We start from the raw sequence: 14,067 nt of genomic DNA, 5'->3' as shown, positions 1-14,067 counted from the left end.
GCCTCGATGATATGGGCCGGCGTCATGATCACCTAGCGGTAGGTGTTGCTGCAGGTCAGCGGTGTTTTTTGGGGAAACCCCTGGCGGCCTGAGGTCGACCGCGTTTAGATGCAGGTGGTGGTGTTCTTATTGACACCGGTGCGGTGGAGAAGGGTGATGCGGATGGCAGGCGGTGGTTTTTCCAGGCTTCCGGACGGCAGCATGATCGTTGCCGTGTCGCTGCCCAGCCCGCCCGGTGGCAGTGTGCTGCCGGGCACTCGGGTACGGGTCCTGGTGCATGCGGGGAACCGGCAGCGTGCCCTGACCCGGCTGCGCAACCTCGGGTTGCGCGCGGTCTATCTGCGCGGCAACAGCGAGCCGCCGACACCGGACGAGATAAGCGCCGCGCTCTACCATCCGGACGGGCTGGTGTGGCGCTCGGCGCCGGATGACGACACGGAGTCCTGGCATCCGATAGCCACTCTGCTGCGGCGAAGACCGCTGGGGGCGGTGTAGTCCCCCCAGGGCGGGGGTTCAGCCCGAGATCACCACCGGCTTGCCGGTCAGGCGGACGCCCGCCTGGTCCATCTCCTCCAGCGCGCGCTTGGTGGTGTGCGGGGCGACCCCGGCGGTCAGGTCGAGCAGCACCTCGGTGTCGAAGCCCGCTCGCCGGGCGTCCAGCGCGGTGGCCCGTACGCAGTGGTCGGTGGCGATGCCGACCACGTCCACCCAGGTCACCCCGTGCTCGCGCAGCCAGTGCTGCAGGGTGGTGCCATTCTCGTCGGCGCCGTCGAAGGCGCTGTATCCGGCCTCATGGGCGCCCTTGTCGAAGACGGCGTCGAGGGCCCCGGAGGCGACGACGGGCGCCAGGTTGGGGTGGAAACCGCTGCCCTCGGTGCCCGCCACGCAGTGGGCGGGCCAGGAGTGCTCGTAGTCCGGGTGGTCGGAGAAGTGGTCCCCGGGGTCTATGTGGAAGTCGCGGGAGGCCACGATGTGGTCGTACGCCGAGGAGGCGTTGCCCACCAGGTCGGTTATGGCCGCGGCCACGTCGGCGCCGCCGGCCACCGCGAGGGCGCCGCCCTCGCAGAAGTCGTTCTGCACGTCGACGATGATCAGTGCTCGGTGCATGGTGCGGATCCTTTGCGGAAGGGCCCTCGGCCGACGGTGCGGATCGTCTCCTGTGACCGAGGGTAGTGACTCCCGTGCGGTTATGGGAGGGCACCCCCTGGTGCCGCCCCGGGCGGCGGTCAGAGGTATTCGGCGGGCAGCACCGGCTCGCCGCGCGAGAGCTGGGTCGCCGACATCGGCAGCAGCCTGCGGGCTGCCGTGTGGCGGTCCCGGGCCACGTCCAGCGGCTCGCGGGCGACGACCCTGCCCGCCCGCACCAGCTCCACCAGCAGCTGTCGGTTGGCCAGCTCGGCGGGGACCGGGCCGGTGCCGATCACTTCCGCCTCGGCGACGCCGTCGGCGTCCAGCCGGCGGGCGGCCCACTTGCGGCCGCCGATGGAGGTCTTGCCGCCCATCGACTTCTTGGCGACGGGCCGCAGCGCCGCGTCGGGGCCCGGGCCGTCCGCGCGGGCGACCAGCTTGTAGACCATCGAACACGTGGGGTGCCCGCTGCCGGTCACCAGCTGGGTGCCGACGCCGTAGGCGTCCACCGGTGCGGCGGCCAGCGAGGCGATGGCGTACTCGTCCAGGTCGCTGGTGACCACGATCTTGGTGTTGGTGGCGCCCAGCTCGTCCAGCTGCGCCCGCACCCGGTGGGCGAGCAGCAGCAGGTCGCCGGAGTCGATGCGGACCGCGCCCAGACCGGTGCTGGCGACCTCCACGGCCATCCGGACCGCCTCGGTCACGTCATAGGTGTCGACGAGCAGCGTTGTCGCTCCTCCGAGTGAATCGACCTGCGCCGTGAAGGCGTCGCGTTCGCTGTCGTGCAGCAAGGTGAAGGCGTGCGCGCTGGTGCCGACGGTGGGGATGTTGTAGCGGAATCCGGCGGCGAGGTCCGAGGTGGTGGCGAAGCCACCCACATAGGCGGCGCGGGCGGCGGCGACGGCCGCCAGTTCATGGGTGCGGCGGGCGCCCATCTCGATCAGCGGCCGCCCGCCCGCCGCGACCGACATCCGGGAGGCGGCCGCCGCGACCGCCGAGTCGTGGTTGAGGATCGACAGGATCACCGTCTCCAGCAGCACCGCCTCCGCGAAGGTGCCCTCGACCCGCATGACGGGCGATCCCGGGAAGTACACCTCGCCCTCCGGGTAGCCCCAGATGTCACCGCGGAACCGGTAGTCGGCGAGCCAGCCGAGGGTCGGCTCGTCCACGATCCGGTGCTCGGCCAGGAACTGCAGGACGGCCGGGTCGAAGCGGAAGTTCTCCACGGCGTCCAGCACTCGGCCGGTGCCCGCGACCACGCCGTAGCGGCGGCCCTCGGGCAGCCGGCGGGTGAAGACCTCGAACACCGAGCGGCGGTCGGCGGTGCCGGCCCGCAGCGCGGCCTGCACCATCGTGAGTTCATACCGGTCGGTGAAGAGGGCGGTCGACGGCACAGCCACCGGCAGTCCCAGGTCCGCAGCGTTCACTTGGCCCTACCTCGCATTTCCGTGCTGGTTCCGGCTGGGATGCTACCGCGAATACTCGTCAGAGTGACGATTTCCGGGGGTCGTTTGTGCGGAGCCCGACCCCGAGTGGCAGCATGGAAACCGTGAGTGTTGCGCCGGTGGAGATCGAACGTCCCGAGACGGGTGAGTCACCTTTCGCGGTGGCGGAGCCCGACGTCCCATGGGTAACCCTGGTCCACAACGACCCCGTGAACCTCATGAGTTATGTGACGTATGTCTTCCAGAGCTACTTCGGCTACTCCAAGGACAAGGCCCGCAAACTGATGCTCGATGTCCATCACAAGGGACGCGCCACCGTCTCCAGCGGCAGCCGCGAGGAGATGGAGCGCGACGTGCAGGCGATGCACGGATACGGCCTGTGGGCGACCCTGACGCAGGACCGTTGATGGCCGGGCACTTCGAGCCGCTTCCCGGCGGCGGGGCCGCCCTTGCCCTGGACGAGGTCGAGATCTCCATCCTGCGCACCCTGGCCGTGCAGCTGCTCGAGCTGATCGGGCCGGGGGACGAGCACGGCCCGGAGTCCGCCGATCCGCTCGCCCGGCTGTTCGCCGAGGGGCCCAGCGAGCCGCCCGCCGACCCGGCGCTCGCCCGGCTCTTCCCGGACGCCTATGGCACGCCCGGCGCCGAGCAGGACCGCCAGGCGCGCGCCCATGCCGCGGAATTCCGCCGCTACACCGAGAACGACCTGCGGGCCCGCAAGCGGGATGACGCCTTTGGCGTGGTCCGCTCGCTGGACTCGCTGACGGTGGCCGGTGACCAGGCGGCGGTGCTGCGGCTGGCGCCGGAGCAGGCGCGGCAGTGGCTCGGCGCGCTCAATGATCTGCGGCTGACGATCGGGACCCGGCTGGAGATCACGGAGGACGACGACGGCGAGGCGCTGTTCCGGCTGCCGGACGACGATCCGCGCAAGCCGATGGTGATGGCGTACCTCTGGCTCGGGGGGCTCCAGGAGACGCTTGTCGAGGCGCTGATGTCCTGAGTGTTCGCATAACGAACACTCCAGTCCGGATAACGATCCCATCACCGCAGTGGCGGCTATTGAGGATGCTTATTACGTTTGTCCTAAATTTCCTGTGACCTGCACCATAGTTCGAACAAGCGATCTAGCTGTTAACCGTGATAAACCCTTACGACCTGCCTCTGTGACGCCACCCATGTCGCGGCAGGAACGCTGAGCCGACCGACCGTCGGCTGCGCAGGACTCCATCCGGGGGGATCGGAACCCGATCCGGAACGGCCGGATCGGTATGGAGAAAGGCGTTCCATACATGACCTCTGAGCAGGTCGCGGACCGCACCTCAGGCGATGCCGAGATGCGGGACGGAAGCGGACAGGATGCTTCCGAGGGTTACCAGCGGGGGCTGGGCAACCGACAGATCCAAATGATCGCCATTGGCGGCGCGATAGGCACCGGCCTCTTTCTCGGTGCCGGTACGGCCATTCACAAGGCGGGCCCCAGCCTGATCCTGGCCTATGCGATAGCCGGCCTTGTCATCTTCTTCATCATGCGCGCGCTCGGCGAGCTGCTCATGTACCGCCCGGTTTCGGGCTCCTTCTCCGACTACGCCCGGGAATTCCTCGGCCCCTTCTGGGGATATGTGACCGGCTGGACCTACTGGCTGTTCTGGGTCGTCACCGGCATCACCGAGGTCACCGCGGCCGCCACCTATGTGCAGTGGTGGTGGCACGACGTCCCGCAGTGGGCTTCCGCCCTCGGCTTCACGGTCGTCCTCTACCTCGCCAACCTGATCTCGGTAAAGCTCTTCGGCGAGCTGGAGTTCTGGTTCTCCATGGTCAAGGTCACCGCCATCATCGGCATGATCCTGATCGGCATCGGCGTGCTCACCCTCGGCTTCTCCAAGGCCGGTGACACCGCCTCCGTCAGCAACCTCTGGTCGCACGGCGGCTTCTTCCCCAACGACATCAAGAGCACCCTGATGACGTTGCAGATCGTGATGTTCGCCTTTATGGCCGTCGAACTGGTCGGTGTCACCGCGGGCGAGGCCAAGGACCCCAAGAAGACCCTCCCCAAGGCGATCAACACCGTCCCGTGGCGGATCGCGGTCTTCTACATCGGTGCGCTCATCATCATCCTGTCCGTGGTCCCATGGACCGAGTTCATATCCGGGACCAGCCCCTTCGTCGAGGCGTTCAAGAAGATCGGCTTGCCGGGCGGTGCCGGAATCGTCAACTTCGTGGTGCTCACCGCGGCGCTGTCCTCCTGCAACTCCGGCATGTACTCCACCGGCCGCATGCTGCGGGACCTCGCGCTCAACGGCCAGGGTCCGAAGTTCTTCGGGCAGCTCACCAGGAACGGCCTGCCGCTGCGCGGCACCACGGCCTCCGCCGCGCTGATGCTCGTCGGTGTGTGGATCAACTACCAGTGGCCGGGCGAGGCGTTCACCTATGTGGTGTCCTTCGCGACCATCTCCGGCATGTGGGCCTGGATCATGATCCTGATCTCCCAGCTCCGCTACCGCCGCAAGGCCGACCGGGGAGAGCTGCCGCAGTCGGAGTTCAAGGCCCCCGGCGCACCCTGGACCAGCCTCTTCGCGCTTGCCTTCATCGGCATGGTGATCGTGCTGATGGGCATCGACAAGGACACCAGGATCTCGCTCTACTGCGCCCCGATCTGGGGCGCCCTCATGGTCGGCTCCTACTTCGTGCTCAAGGCCCGCAACCCGCAGGCCTTTGCGCGCAAGGACTACTCGGCGCAGGTCCCCGAGGTCGACACGGTCGCCTGATCCGGCCTCCCGCAGGGCCCGCTCGCACCCCTTGGGGCGCGAGCGGGCCCGCTGCCTATGCTGGCCGCATGCTGACCATCTCCCAGGCCCTGTACGACCAGATCGTCGCGCACGCCCGCGCCGACCACCCCGACGAGGCATGCGGCATGGTCGCCGGCCCGGCCGGCAGCGGCCGCCCCGAGCGGTTCATCCCGATGCTCAACGCCGCCCGCTCGCCCACCTTCTACGAGTTCGACTCCACGGACCTCCTCAAGCTCTACCGCGAACTGGACGACCGCGACGAGGAACCCGTGATCATCTACCACTCGCACACCGCGACCGAGGCCTACCCCTCCCGCACCGACATCTCCTACGCCAATGAACCCGGTGCCCACTACGTCCTGGTCTCCACTGCGGACACCGACGACGCGGGGCCCTTCCAGTTCCGCTCGTACCGCATCCTGGACGGCCAGGTCACCGAGGAGGAGGTCAGGGTCGTCCCGGCGTACTGACCGGCGTACTGACAGCTGAGACAAGGCCGTCCGGATAGCGGGACGAACATACGGGCCGCGCACGGGGAATCGATACCATGCGCCCATGGTTCTCCAGGACGTGAGCGAGCGGACGCCGGGTGTCCGGCTGGTCACCCGCCTGCACATCGACCTGTGCCGTCTCGCCGGCGCGGCATGACGGCCGCGGTGCCGGGCGCCCCCGCTGTCCCACGCGTACCACCGCCACCCTTCCGCACTCCGACAGGAATACATCCATGGCCATCGAGGTCCGCATCCCGACCATCCTCCGCACCTACACCGACGACCAGAAGACCGTCGAGGGCAGCGGTGCCACCATCGAGGAGCTCTTCCGGGACCTGGAGACCCGCCACAAGGGCATCCGCGAGCGCCTGGTCGACGACGGCGGCGAGCTGCGCCGCTTTGTGAACGTCTACCTCAACGACGAGGACGTCCGCTTCCTCGGTGGCCTCGCCACCCAACTCGGCGACGGCGACAGCGTCACCATCCTGCCGGCGGTCGCCGGCGGCATGGCCTGAGGCAGGTATGCGCTACGACAGCCCGCCGGCCGCGGTGGGCAACACCCCGCTGGTGCGCCTGCCGCGCCTCTCGCCGTCCGCGGACGTCCGGATCTGGGCCAAGCTCGAGGACCGCAACCCCACCGGTTCGATCAAGGACCGCCCCGCCCTGTACATGATCGAACAGGCGGAGAAGGACGGTCGGCTCACCCCGGGCAGCACCATCCTCGAGCCCACCTCGGGCAACACCGGTATCTCGCTTGCCATGGCGGCCCGGCTCAAGGGCTATCGCATCGTCTGCGTCATGCCCGAGAACACCAGCCAGGAGCGGCGCCAACTGCTCGCCATGTGGGGCGCGGAGATCATCTCCTCACCGGCCGCGGGCGGCTCCAACACCGCCGTGCGCGTCGCCAAGGAGCTGGCCGCCGAACACCCCGACTGGGTGATGCTCTACCAGTACGGCAACCCCGACAACGCCGGCGCCCACTACGCCACCACCGGCCCCGAGATCCTCTCCGACCTCCCGGAGATCACCCACTTCGTGGCCGGACTCGGCACCACCGGCACCCTGATGGGCGTCGGCCGCTACCTCCGCGAACAGCGCCCCCAAGTGGAGATCGTCGCCGCCGAACCGCGCTATGACGACCTGGTCTACGGACTGCGCAACCTGGACGAGGGCTTTGTACCCGAGCTCTACGACGAATCGGTCCTCACCACGCGCTACTCCGTCGGCTCCACGGACGCCGTCCGTCGCACCCGCGAACTCCTCACCGAGGAAGGCATCTTCGCGGGCGTCTCCACCGGCGCCGTCCTGCACGCCGCACTCGGCGTGGCCCGCAAGGCCCAACGGGCCGGGCTGCACGCCGACATCGCCTTTATCGTCGCCGACGGTGGCTGGAAGTACCTTTCCACCGGTGTCTACACCGCCCCCAGCACCGAGGCCGCGGTCGAGGCCCTGCACGGCCAACTCTGGGCCTGAGCCCAAAACACCGCAGTCGGTCAGGTGACGACAGAATTGTGCACGGATGAACTGCCACTACCGATGTTGCCGACCGGCTGACATCATCCCGTAGGAGACGCACATGAACTGTCCCGCATGTGGATCTTCGGACATGAGGCAACTCAACAATGGAAACTGGCAGTGCGGAAGCTGCGGCGCAGTCACGGCTGGACCGGGCGGCGTGGGATGCGCTCGCCCCTGAGACACGTGAACGGCTGGCGGACTTCATCTCGCCGGAGGAGTTCACGGTGACGGCAGGCAGCAAGGAGTCCGCCGATCGCTTCCGGCGCTTCATGGACACCCTCGACCGGGCCGAGCAGCACCGGTCCCTCTAACACCACACCCGCACACCCGGCCCCGTCCGCGCCACCGAGGCATGGACGGGGCCTTGCTGCGCCAGGGCCCCGGCCCGCTCCGCGGACCTGCCGTCCGTCCTGGTGATTCCAGCCACACACCCGCCCCGCACAGGAGCCACCGCCCACTTCCCGCCTTACCCTCGGACGCACCGCATGGCCACCAGCCCCCCGTCCCAGCCCGGAGGTTCAGGCCCGCATGAAGCTCACCGTCGTCGGATGCGCGGGGTCGTTCCCGTCCACGGAATCTGCCTGCTCGAGCTACCTCGTAGAGGCCGACGGCTACCGGCTGCTCCTCGACATGGGCAATGGCGCCCTCGGCGAGCTGCAGCGCCACATCGGTCTGTACGACCTCGACGCCGTGCTCCTCTCCCACCTGCACGCCGACCACATCATCGACATGTGCGGCTACTTCGTCGCCCGTTACTACCGCCATGAGGGCGGCCGGGCCGACGCGATCCCCGTCTATGGGCCGGCCGGGACCGAGGAACGACTGCTCACCGCGTACGGCGATGTGCCGCACGCGGCCTGCATGAGCGAGGTGTTCGACTTCCGGACGCTCGCCCCGGGCGACTTCACCGTGGGGCCGCTCACCGTTCGTACCGACCGGGTCCGCCACCCCGTCGAGGCGTTCGCCTTCCGGGTCGAGCACAACCGCTCGTCCCTGGTCTACTCGGGCGACACCGGGCCCTGCGACGCGCTGTACGACCTGTCCAAGGACGCGGACCTGCTGCTGTGCGAGGCCTCGTTCACCCAGGGCAAGGAAGACATCCCGGACCTGCACCTCAATGGTCTGGAGGCGGGGGAGTGCGCGGCCCGCGCGGGTGTCCGGCGCCTGGTGCTCACCCACATCCCGCCGTGGACGGACCCGCTGAAGAACCTCCGTGACGCGCGCTCGGTCTACGACGGCCCGGCCGAGCTGGCGCACGCGGGCGCGGTGTACGAGCTCTAGGGGGTGCGAGGAGGCCCCCGGAACCGATGCCGCGGTTCCGGGGGCCTCCTTGTGGAGCTCCAGCAGGTCAGGCTTTCGCCTCGGCCTTGCTCTTGGCCTTGCCGCTCCCCTTGGCGGTGGCCTTCACATCGGCCTTGTCGGGCTCGCCGTACGCGAGCTCGTCATCGGCCTCGCGCCCCGGGGTCTTCAGATCGAACTTGATGATCGCGAAGCGGAAGACCGTGTAGTAGACCACCGCGAAGCACAGGCCGACCAGGACCAGCAGCCACGGTTGGCTGGCCTTGAACAGGTTGAGGAAGAAGTCGATCGCACCGGCGGAGAAGCCGAAGCCGTCCTTCATGCCGAGCGCCCAGGTCAGGGCCATCGAGACACCGGTGAGCACCGCGTGCAGCGCGTACAGCACCGGGGCGACGAACATAAAGCTGAACTCGATCGGCTCCGTGACACCGGTGACGAACGAGGTGAGCGCCAGCGAGAGCATCATGCCGCCGACGACCTTGCGCTTCTCCGGGCGGGCGCAGTGCACGATCGCCAGGCAGGCGGCGGGCAGCGCGAACATCATGATCGGGAAGAAGCCGGTCATGAACTGGCCCGCGTTCGGGTCACCCTCGAGGAAGCGGGCGATGTCGCCGGACTTGCCGTGGTAGTCACCGGCCTGGAACCACGGGAAGGAGTTGAGCAGGTGGTGCATGCCGACCGGGATCAGACCACGGTTGGCGACACCGAAGATACCGGCGCCCACGGCGCCCGAACCGACCAGCCACTCACCGAAGTTGTGCAGCCCCGTGCCGAGGACGGGCCAGATGTAGCCGAAGGCGATGCCGAGAACCAGGCCCGCGAAGGACGACAGGATCGGGACGAGGCGACGGCCGCCGAAGAAGCCCAGCCACTCGGGCAGCTTGGTCCGGTGGAACCGCTGGTAGAGCAGGGCGACCGCGAGGCCCACCACAATGCCGCCGAGCACCTTGGCGTCGGCGGGTGCCGCCGTCATGGCGATCTTGCCGTCGACCACCTTCGCGACCTTCGGCAGGCTGTCGTCGGTGAAGGTGGCGAGGACCTTGTTGAAGACCAGGTAACCGGCCACGGCCGCAAGGGCGGTGGAGCCGTCCGCCTTCTTGGCGAAGCCGATCGCGACACCCACGGCGAACAGCAGCGGCATGTTGTCGAGGAGCGCACCGCCGCCCGCCGCCATAAACTGGGCGATCTTGTTCAGGACATGCGGCAGCGACGGCCTGCCGAGCAGGTCGTCCTGGCCCAGCCGGACCAGCAGGGCGGCGGCGGGCAGCACCGCGACCGGCAGCATGAGGCTGCGGCCGATACGCTGGGCGACCGCCATGGTGCTCTTTCCGAAGCCCGGCTTGTCGGCTTTCGCGGCAGCATTGGCGCTGGCCGTACTCATCGGATTCCTCCAGGTGAGGCCGGCGCTCGGGGGAAGGGGGGACGGCCGGCTTATGGTCTACACCACTCAGTGGTTTAGACCTGTTGTAGCACGTGAAGCGGGCATAAAGGAATCCGTGCTCCCAAGTGGTCTGGATCACTCGGTGACGCCCCCCGGTGGCCGCTACTCCACGGCCTCCCGCTCGATCTCCTGCGCCACTTCCTCCGGTTCCCGGCCCGGCGTCGGAAGGTCGAACCTGACGATGGCGAACCGGAAGACCGCGTAGTAGACGATCGCAAAGCCGAGGCCGATCGGAATGATCAGCCAAGGCCTGGTCGCCAGCCCCCAGTTGATCACGTAGTCGATCAGTCCGGCCGAGAAGCTGAAGCCGTCGTGCACGCCCAGCGCCCAGGTCACTGCCATGGAGACGCCGGTGAGCACCGCATGCAGGACATAGAGCAGTGGGGCGATAAAGAGGAAGGAGTACTCGATCGGCTCCGTCACGCCCGTCACAAACGACGTCAGGGCCACCGAGAGCATCATGCCCTCGACCATCCGGCGATGCTCCGGCCGGGCCGAGCGGGCGATCGCCAACGCCGCGGCCGGCAGCGCAAACATCATGATCGGGAAGAAGCCCGAGGTGAACTGCCCCGCCGTCGGGTCGCCCGCGAGAAAGCGGTTGATGTCCCCATGCACCACCGTGCCATCCGGCTTGGTGAACTCACCAAACTGGAACCACATAAAGGTGTTCAGGAACTGATGCAGACCGATCACCAACAGGGCGCGGTTCGCCACCCCAAAGACACCCGAGCCCGCCGACCCCAGATCCGACAGCCACCTGCTGAAGCTGGTGAGCGCATGCCCCACCGGCGGCCAGACCCAGAGGCAGACCACCGCGAAGACCAGCGCCACAAACGACATCATGATCGGCACCAGCCGGCGGCCATTGAAGAAGCCCAGCCAGTCCACCAGCCGCACCCGGTGGAACCGCATCCAGAACCAGGCGCTCAGCAGACCGATCACAATCCCGCCGAACACCCCCGGATTCTGGAAGGACGCCAGGCTCGCCGTCCCCGTCCCCGTCACACAGACCCCGCTCCACAGACCCGCACCACTGAACCTGGCCGTATGCGGGCAATCCTCCGGAAACTGGTGCAGCACCGAGTAGTAGACGAGGAACGCCACCACCGCCGCCAGGGCCGTCGAACCGTCCGCCTTCTTCGCCATCCCGATGGCCACCCCCACACAGAACAGCAGCGGCAGCCCCAGACCAGAATCCAGCAGCGCCCCGCCCGCGCCCGCGAAGACCTTGGCCACATCGGTCCAGCCGAGACCGTCCTTGCCGAAGACATCCGGCTGTCCCAGCCGGTTGAGGATCCCGGCCGCCGGGAGCACCGCGATCGGCAGCTGCAGGCTGCGCCCCATCTTCTGCAGGCCGGAGAAGAGCCCCTGCGCCCAGGCCTTCAGAGGGGACTCGACGGCACTCGAACTCATCGTTCTCCTCCGGGTGGCCCCTGGCGGTCGTTCCTCCGGCGGGTGCCGCATACTGGTGTAGACCACTTGTCCGGGTGCGATACGCGCCCCGGGAGCGCGGCGCCCGGTGATCGCCATCTTTCGCGAGCTGGCGGACAAACGCCCGCATAGTTGGTCTGAACGTGGGTTAGCGTGGGAAAGCCGGTCGGCGAGACCGCCGAAGGGCCTGAGACAACCAGGAGTGCACATGGCCACCAAGGCTGAGAAGATCGTCGCCGGACTGGGCGGGATCGACAACATCGAGGAGATCGAGGGCTGCATCACCCGCCTCCGCACCGAGGTTGCCAACCCCGACCTGGTCGACGAGGCCGCCCTCAAGGCCGCCGGCGCCCACGGCGTCGTGCGGATGGGCACCGCCATCCAGGTCGTCATCGGCACCGACGCCGACCCGATCGCGGGCGAGATCGAAGACATGATGTGAGCCGCTGAGCTCCACCGCCCAGGGCCCCGCCCCGGACCCCACCCGGTCCGGACGGGGCCCCGCGCGAACCCCGATAGGCTCGTCACCATGTCTCGCATCGACGGCCGCACCCCCGACCAGCTCCGCCCCGTGACCATCCAGCGCGGCTGGAGCAAGCACGCAGAGGGCTCCGTCCTCGTCTCCTTCGGCGACACCAAGGTCTTCTGCACCGCCAGCGTCACCGAGGGCGTGCCCCGCTGGCGCAAGGGCACCGGCGAGGGCTGGGTCACCGCCGAATACGCGATGCTCCCGCGCGCCACCAACACCCGCGGCGACCGAGAATCCGTACGCGGCAAGATCGGCGGCCGCACCCATGAGATCTCCCGCCTCATCGGCCGCTCGCTGCGCGCCGTCATCGACTACAAGGCCCTCGGCGAGAACACCATCGTCCTCGACTGCGACGTCCTCCAGGCCGACGGCGGCACCCGCACCGCCGCCATCACCGGCGCCTATGTCGCCCTCGCCGACGCCATTGCCTGGGCCCAGAACAAGAAACTCATCCGCCACGGCCGCAACCCCCTCACCGGCACCGTCTCCGCCGTCAGCGTCGGCATCGTCGACGGCATCCCCCTCCTCGACCTCTGCTACGAGGAGGACGTCCGCGCCGAGACCGACATGAACGTCGTCTGCACCGGCGACGGCCGCTTCGTCGAGGTCCAGGGCACCGCCGAATCCGAGCCCTTCGCCCGCGAAGAGCTCAACTCCCTGCTGGACCTGGCCGTCAAGGGCTGCGCAGACCTGGCCACGACCCAGCGTGAGGCCTTGGCCAGGACGTTGTAGCTAGGATTTGTGGGGGTACGGACCGGGGCCGTACCCCCACAACCCGAGGGGAACCACTCATGGCACCGTGCAGACGCCGCCACACCACCACCATCGCGGCACTCGCCCTCCTCGCCCTGCCCCTCCTCGCCGCCTGCTCCCAGGACTCCGGCCGGGCCACCGACTGCGCCGGCCTCGCCAAGGACCTGGCCAAGGACGCGAGCGCCCTCAAGCGCGCCCTCGCCGACAACTCCAAGGATCCGCAGAGTGCCCAGGAGTTCGTGGACAAGCTCAACCGCGACCTCGGCAAGCTCGCCAAGCGCGACAAGAACGACACCGGCGTCAAGGACGCCATTGGCGAGCTGACCGCCGCCGCCGACGACATCCAGGACAGCATCGGCGACGGCGAACGCCCGGACGCCGCCTCCCTCACCAAGGCCGCCGACGCCCTCACCAAGGCCTGCACCGCAGGCTGACCCCCTCGGCGCGCCGGGGATAATCGGACCCCATGAACCAGCGCCTCATCCTTGCCACCCGCAACAGCAACAAGATCACCGAGCTGCGCGCCATCCTCGCCGATGCGGGTCTCTCCGACATCGAACTCGTCGGCGCCGACGCCTACCCCGAGATCCCCGACGTCAAGGAGACCGGCGTCACCTTCGCCGAGAACGCCCTCCTCAAGGCCCACGCCCTGGCCCGGGCCACCGGCCACCCCGCCGTCGCCGACGACTCCGGCCTCTGCGTGGACGTCCTGAACGGCGCCCCCGGCATCTTCTCCGCCCGCTGGTCCGGCCGCCACGGCGACGACAAGGCCAACCTCGACCTGCTCCTCGCCCAACTCTCCGACATCCCCGACGAGCACCGCGGCGCCCACTTCGCCTGCGCCGCGGCCCTGGCCCTGCCGGACGGCACCGAGCGGGTGGTCGAGGGCCGCCTGGAGGGCACGCTGCGGCATGCGCCGGCGGGGTCGGGGGGCTTTGGCTACGACCCGATCCTGCAGCCGGCGGGGGAGACGCGGACGTGCGCGGAGCTGACGGCGGAGGAGAAGAACGCGATCAGCCACCGGGGGCGGGCGTTCCGGGGGCTGGCGGGGGTGGTGCGGGAGTTGTTGGGGTGAACAAACGAGGAGGGGCCGCCCTGGGCGGGGCGGCCCCTCAGACGGTGCGGCCGGTGGGATTCGAACCCACACGGGATTTCTCCCACAGCGTTCTAAGCGCTGCTCGGCTGCCTGTTACGACACGGCCGCAGGCGCCCACCATCCTATCGGTCTGGTAGGCGTTGCGGCATA

At 68.6% G+C, this 14,067-nt stretch carries 18 protein-coding genes and 1 tRNA gene; 14 read left to right on the top strand and 5 right to left on the bottom strand.

What is annotated here, in order from left to right:
- Window positions 1-162 precede the first annotated feature (162 nt).
- A complete protein-coding gene (locus ABCR83_RS11310; RefSeq protein ID WP_462694807.1) occupies window positions 163-495 on the top strand; it encodes a hypothetical protein in 333 nt (110 codons plus the stop codon).
- A gap of 18 nt (window positions 496-513) precedes the next feature.
- On the opposite strand, the gene ABCR83_RS11305 is transcribed toward ABCR83_RS11310, so the two are convergent.
- Together ABCR83_RS11305 and ABCR83_RS11300 are read right to left on the bottom strand one after the other, a co-directional pair.
- Window positions 514-1,107: an isochorismatase family protein gene (locus ABCR83_RS11305; RefSeq protein WP_462694769.1), complete on the bottom strand. Its 594-nt coding sequence runs from the start codon at window positions 1,105-1,107 to the stop codon at window positions 514-516.
- A 119-nt stretch (window positions 1,108-1,226) separates the two neighbouring features.
- Window positions 1,227-2,555, bottom strand: a complete 1,329-nt coding sequence (locus ABCR83_RS11300; protein WP_462694768.1) for a nicotinate phosphoribosyltransferase — start codon at window positions 2,553-2,555, stop codon at window positions 1,227-1,229.
- Between the two features lie 113 nt (window positions 2,556-2,668).
- On the opposite strand from ABCR83_RS11300, the gene clpS reads away from it, so the two are divergent.
- The 9 genes from clpS to ABCR83_RS11255 all read left to right on the top strand — a co-directional run bounded on the left by clpS (window position 2,669) and on the right by ABCR83_RS11255 (window position 8,649).
- Window positions 2,669-2,980 (top strand): ATP-dependent Clp protease adapter ClpS, encoded by a 312-nt coding sequence (gene clpS / locus ABCR83_RS11295; protein WP_462694767.1) that lies wholly within the window; start codon window positions 2,669-2,671, stop codon window positions 2,978-2,980.
- Entirely contained in the window at window positions 2,980-3,573 is a 594-nt protein-coding gene (locus ABCR83_RS11290; RefSeq protein WP_462694766.1) for a DUF2017 domain-containing protein, read from the top strand. The genes clpS and ABCR83_RS11290 overlap by 1 nt, the downstream gene beginning before the upstream one ends.
- A gap of 334 nt (window positions 3,574-3,907) precedes the next feature.
- The gene (locus ABCR83_RS11285; protein ID WP_462694806.1) at window positions 3,908-5,338 is read left to right on the top strand and encodes an amino acid permease; all 1,431 of its coding nucleotides are present in this window, start codon (window positions 3,908-3,910) and stop codon (window positions 5,336-5,338) included.
- Between the two features lie 68 nt (window positions 5,339-5,406).
- Complete coding sequence (locus ABCR83_RS11280) at window positions 5,407-5,829, top strand: M67 family metallopeptidase (protein ID WP_462694765.1); 423 nt, start codon at window positions 5,407-5,409, stop codon at window positions 5,827-5,829.
- Window positions 5,830-5,914: 85 nt separating this feature from the next.
- Complete coding sequence (locus ABCR83_RS11275; RefSeq protein WP_462694764.1) at window positions 5,915-6,007, top strand: putative leader peptide; 93 nt, start codon at window positions 5,915-5,917, stop codon at window positions 6,005-6,007.
- A gap of 76 nt (window positions 6,008-6,083) precedes the next feature.
- Window positions 6,084-6,365, top strand: a complete 282-nt coding sequence (locus ABCR83_RS11270; RefSeq protein ID WP_462694763.1) for a MoaD/ThiS family protein — start codon at window positions 6,084-6,086, stop codon at window positions 6,363-6,365.
- 7 nt (window positions 6,366-6,372) lie between these two features.
- Window positions 6,373-7,323: a PLP-dependent cysteine synthase family protein gene (locus ABCR83_RS11265; protein WP_462694762.1), complete on the top strand. Its 951-nt coding sequence runs from the start codon at window positions 6,373-6,375 to the stop codon at window positions 7,321-7,323.
- A gap of 103 nt (window positions 7,324-7,426) precedes the next feature.
- A complete protein-coding gene (locus ABCR83_RS11260; RefSeq protein ID WP_462694761.1) occupies window positions 7,427-7,546 on the top strand; it encodes a hypothetical protein in 120 nt (39 codons plus the stop codon).
- A 350-nt stretch (window positions 7,547-7,896) separates the two neighbouring features.
- Window positions 7,897-8,649, top strand: coding sequence for an MBL fold metallo-hydrolase (locus ABCR83_RS11255; protein ID WP_462694760.1), 753 nt, complete (start codon window positions 7,897-7,899; stop codon window positions 8,647-8,649).
- Window positions 8,650-8,716: 67 nt separating this feature from the next.
- Here the strand turns inward: ABCR83_RS11255 and ABCR83_RS11250 are convergent, their stop codons facing one another.
- Together ABCR83_RS11250 and ABCR83_RS11245 are read right to left on the bottom strand one after the other, a co-directional pair.
- Window positions 8,717-10,048, bottom strand: coding sequence for a PTS transporter subunit EIIC (locus ABCR83_RS11250; protein ID WP_462694759.1), 1,332 nt, complete (start codon window positions 10,046-10,048; stop codon window positions 8,717-8,719).
- Between the two features lie 162 nt (window positions 10,049-10,210).
- The gene (locus ABCR83_RS11245) at window positions 10,211-11,521 is read right to left on the bottom strand and encodes a PTS transporter subunit EIIC (protein WP_462694758.1); all 1,311 of its coding nucleotides are present in this window, start codon (window positions 11,519-11,521) and stop codon (window positions 10,211-10,213) included.
- 220 nt (window positions 11,522-11,741) lie between these two features.
- Between ABCR83_RS11245 and ABCR83_RS11240 the strand changes: the two genes are divergently transcribed.
- The 4 genes from ABCR83_RS11240 to rdgB all read left to right on the top strand — a co-directional run bounded on the left by ABCR83_RS11240 (window position 11,742) and on the right by rdgB (window position 13,896).
- On the top strand, window positions 11,742-11,981 hold the full coding sequence (locus ABCR83_RS11240; RefSeq protein WP_462694757.1) for a glucose PTS transporter subunit EIIB: 240 nt from the start codon (window positions 11,742-11,744) through the stop codon (window positions 11,979-11,981).
- Between the two features lie 87 nt (window positions 11,982-12,068).
- The gene (gene rph, locus ABCR83_RS11235) at window positions 12,069-12,800 is read left to right on the top strand and encodes a ribonuclease PH (protein ID WP_462694756.1); all 732 of its coding nucleotides are present in this window, start codon (window positions 12,069-12,071) and stop codon (window positions 12,798-12,800) included.
- A gap of 59 nt (window positions 12,801-12,859) precedes the next feature.
- Entirely contained in the window at window positions 12,860-13,255 is a 396-nt protein-coding gene (locus ABCR83_RS11230) for a hypothetical protein (protein ID WP_462694755.1), read from the top strand.
- A 32-nt stretch (window positions 13,256-13,287) separates the two neighbouring features.
- Window positions 13,288-13,896: an RdgB/HAM1 family non-canonical purine NTP pyrophosphatase gene (gene rdgB / locus ABCR83_RS11225; protein ID WP_462694754.1), complete on the top strand. Its 609-nt coding sequence runs from the start codon at window positions 13,288-13,290 to the stop codon at window positions 13,894-13,896.
- Window positions 13,897-13,941: 45 nt separating this feature from the next.
- On the opposite strand, the gene ABCR83_RS11220 is transcribed toward rdgB, so the two are convergent.
- A tRNA-Leu gene (locus ABCR83_RS11220) sits at window positions 13,942-14,025 on the bottom strand.
- Window positions 14,026-14,067: the final 42 nt, after the last annotated feature.

This window comes from Streptomyces xingningensis, from assembly GCF_054957865.1.
Note: the sequence above shows the minus strand (reverse complement) of the source record. Positions and strands in the feature narration are given on the sequence as shown.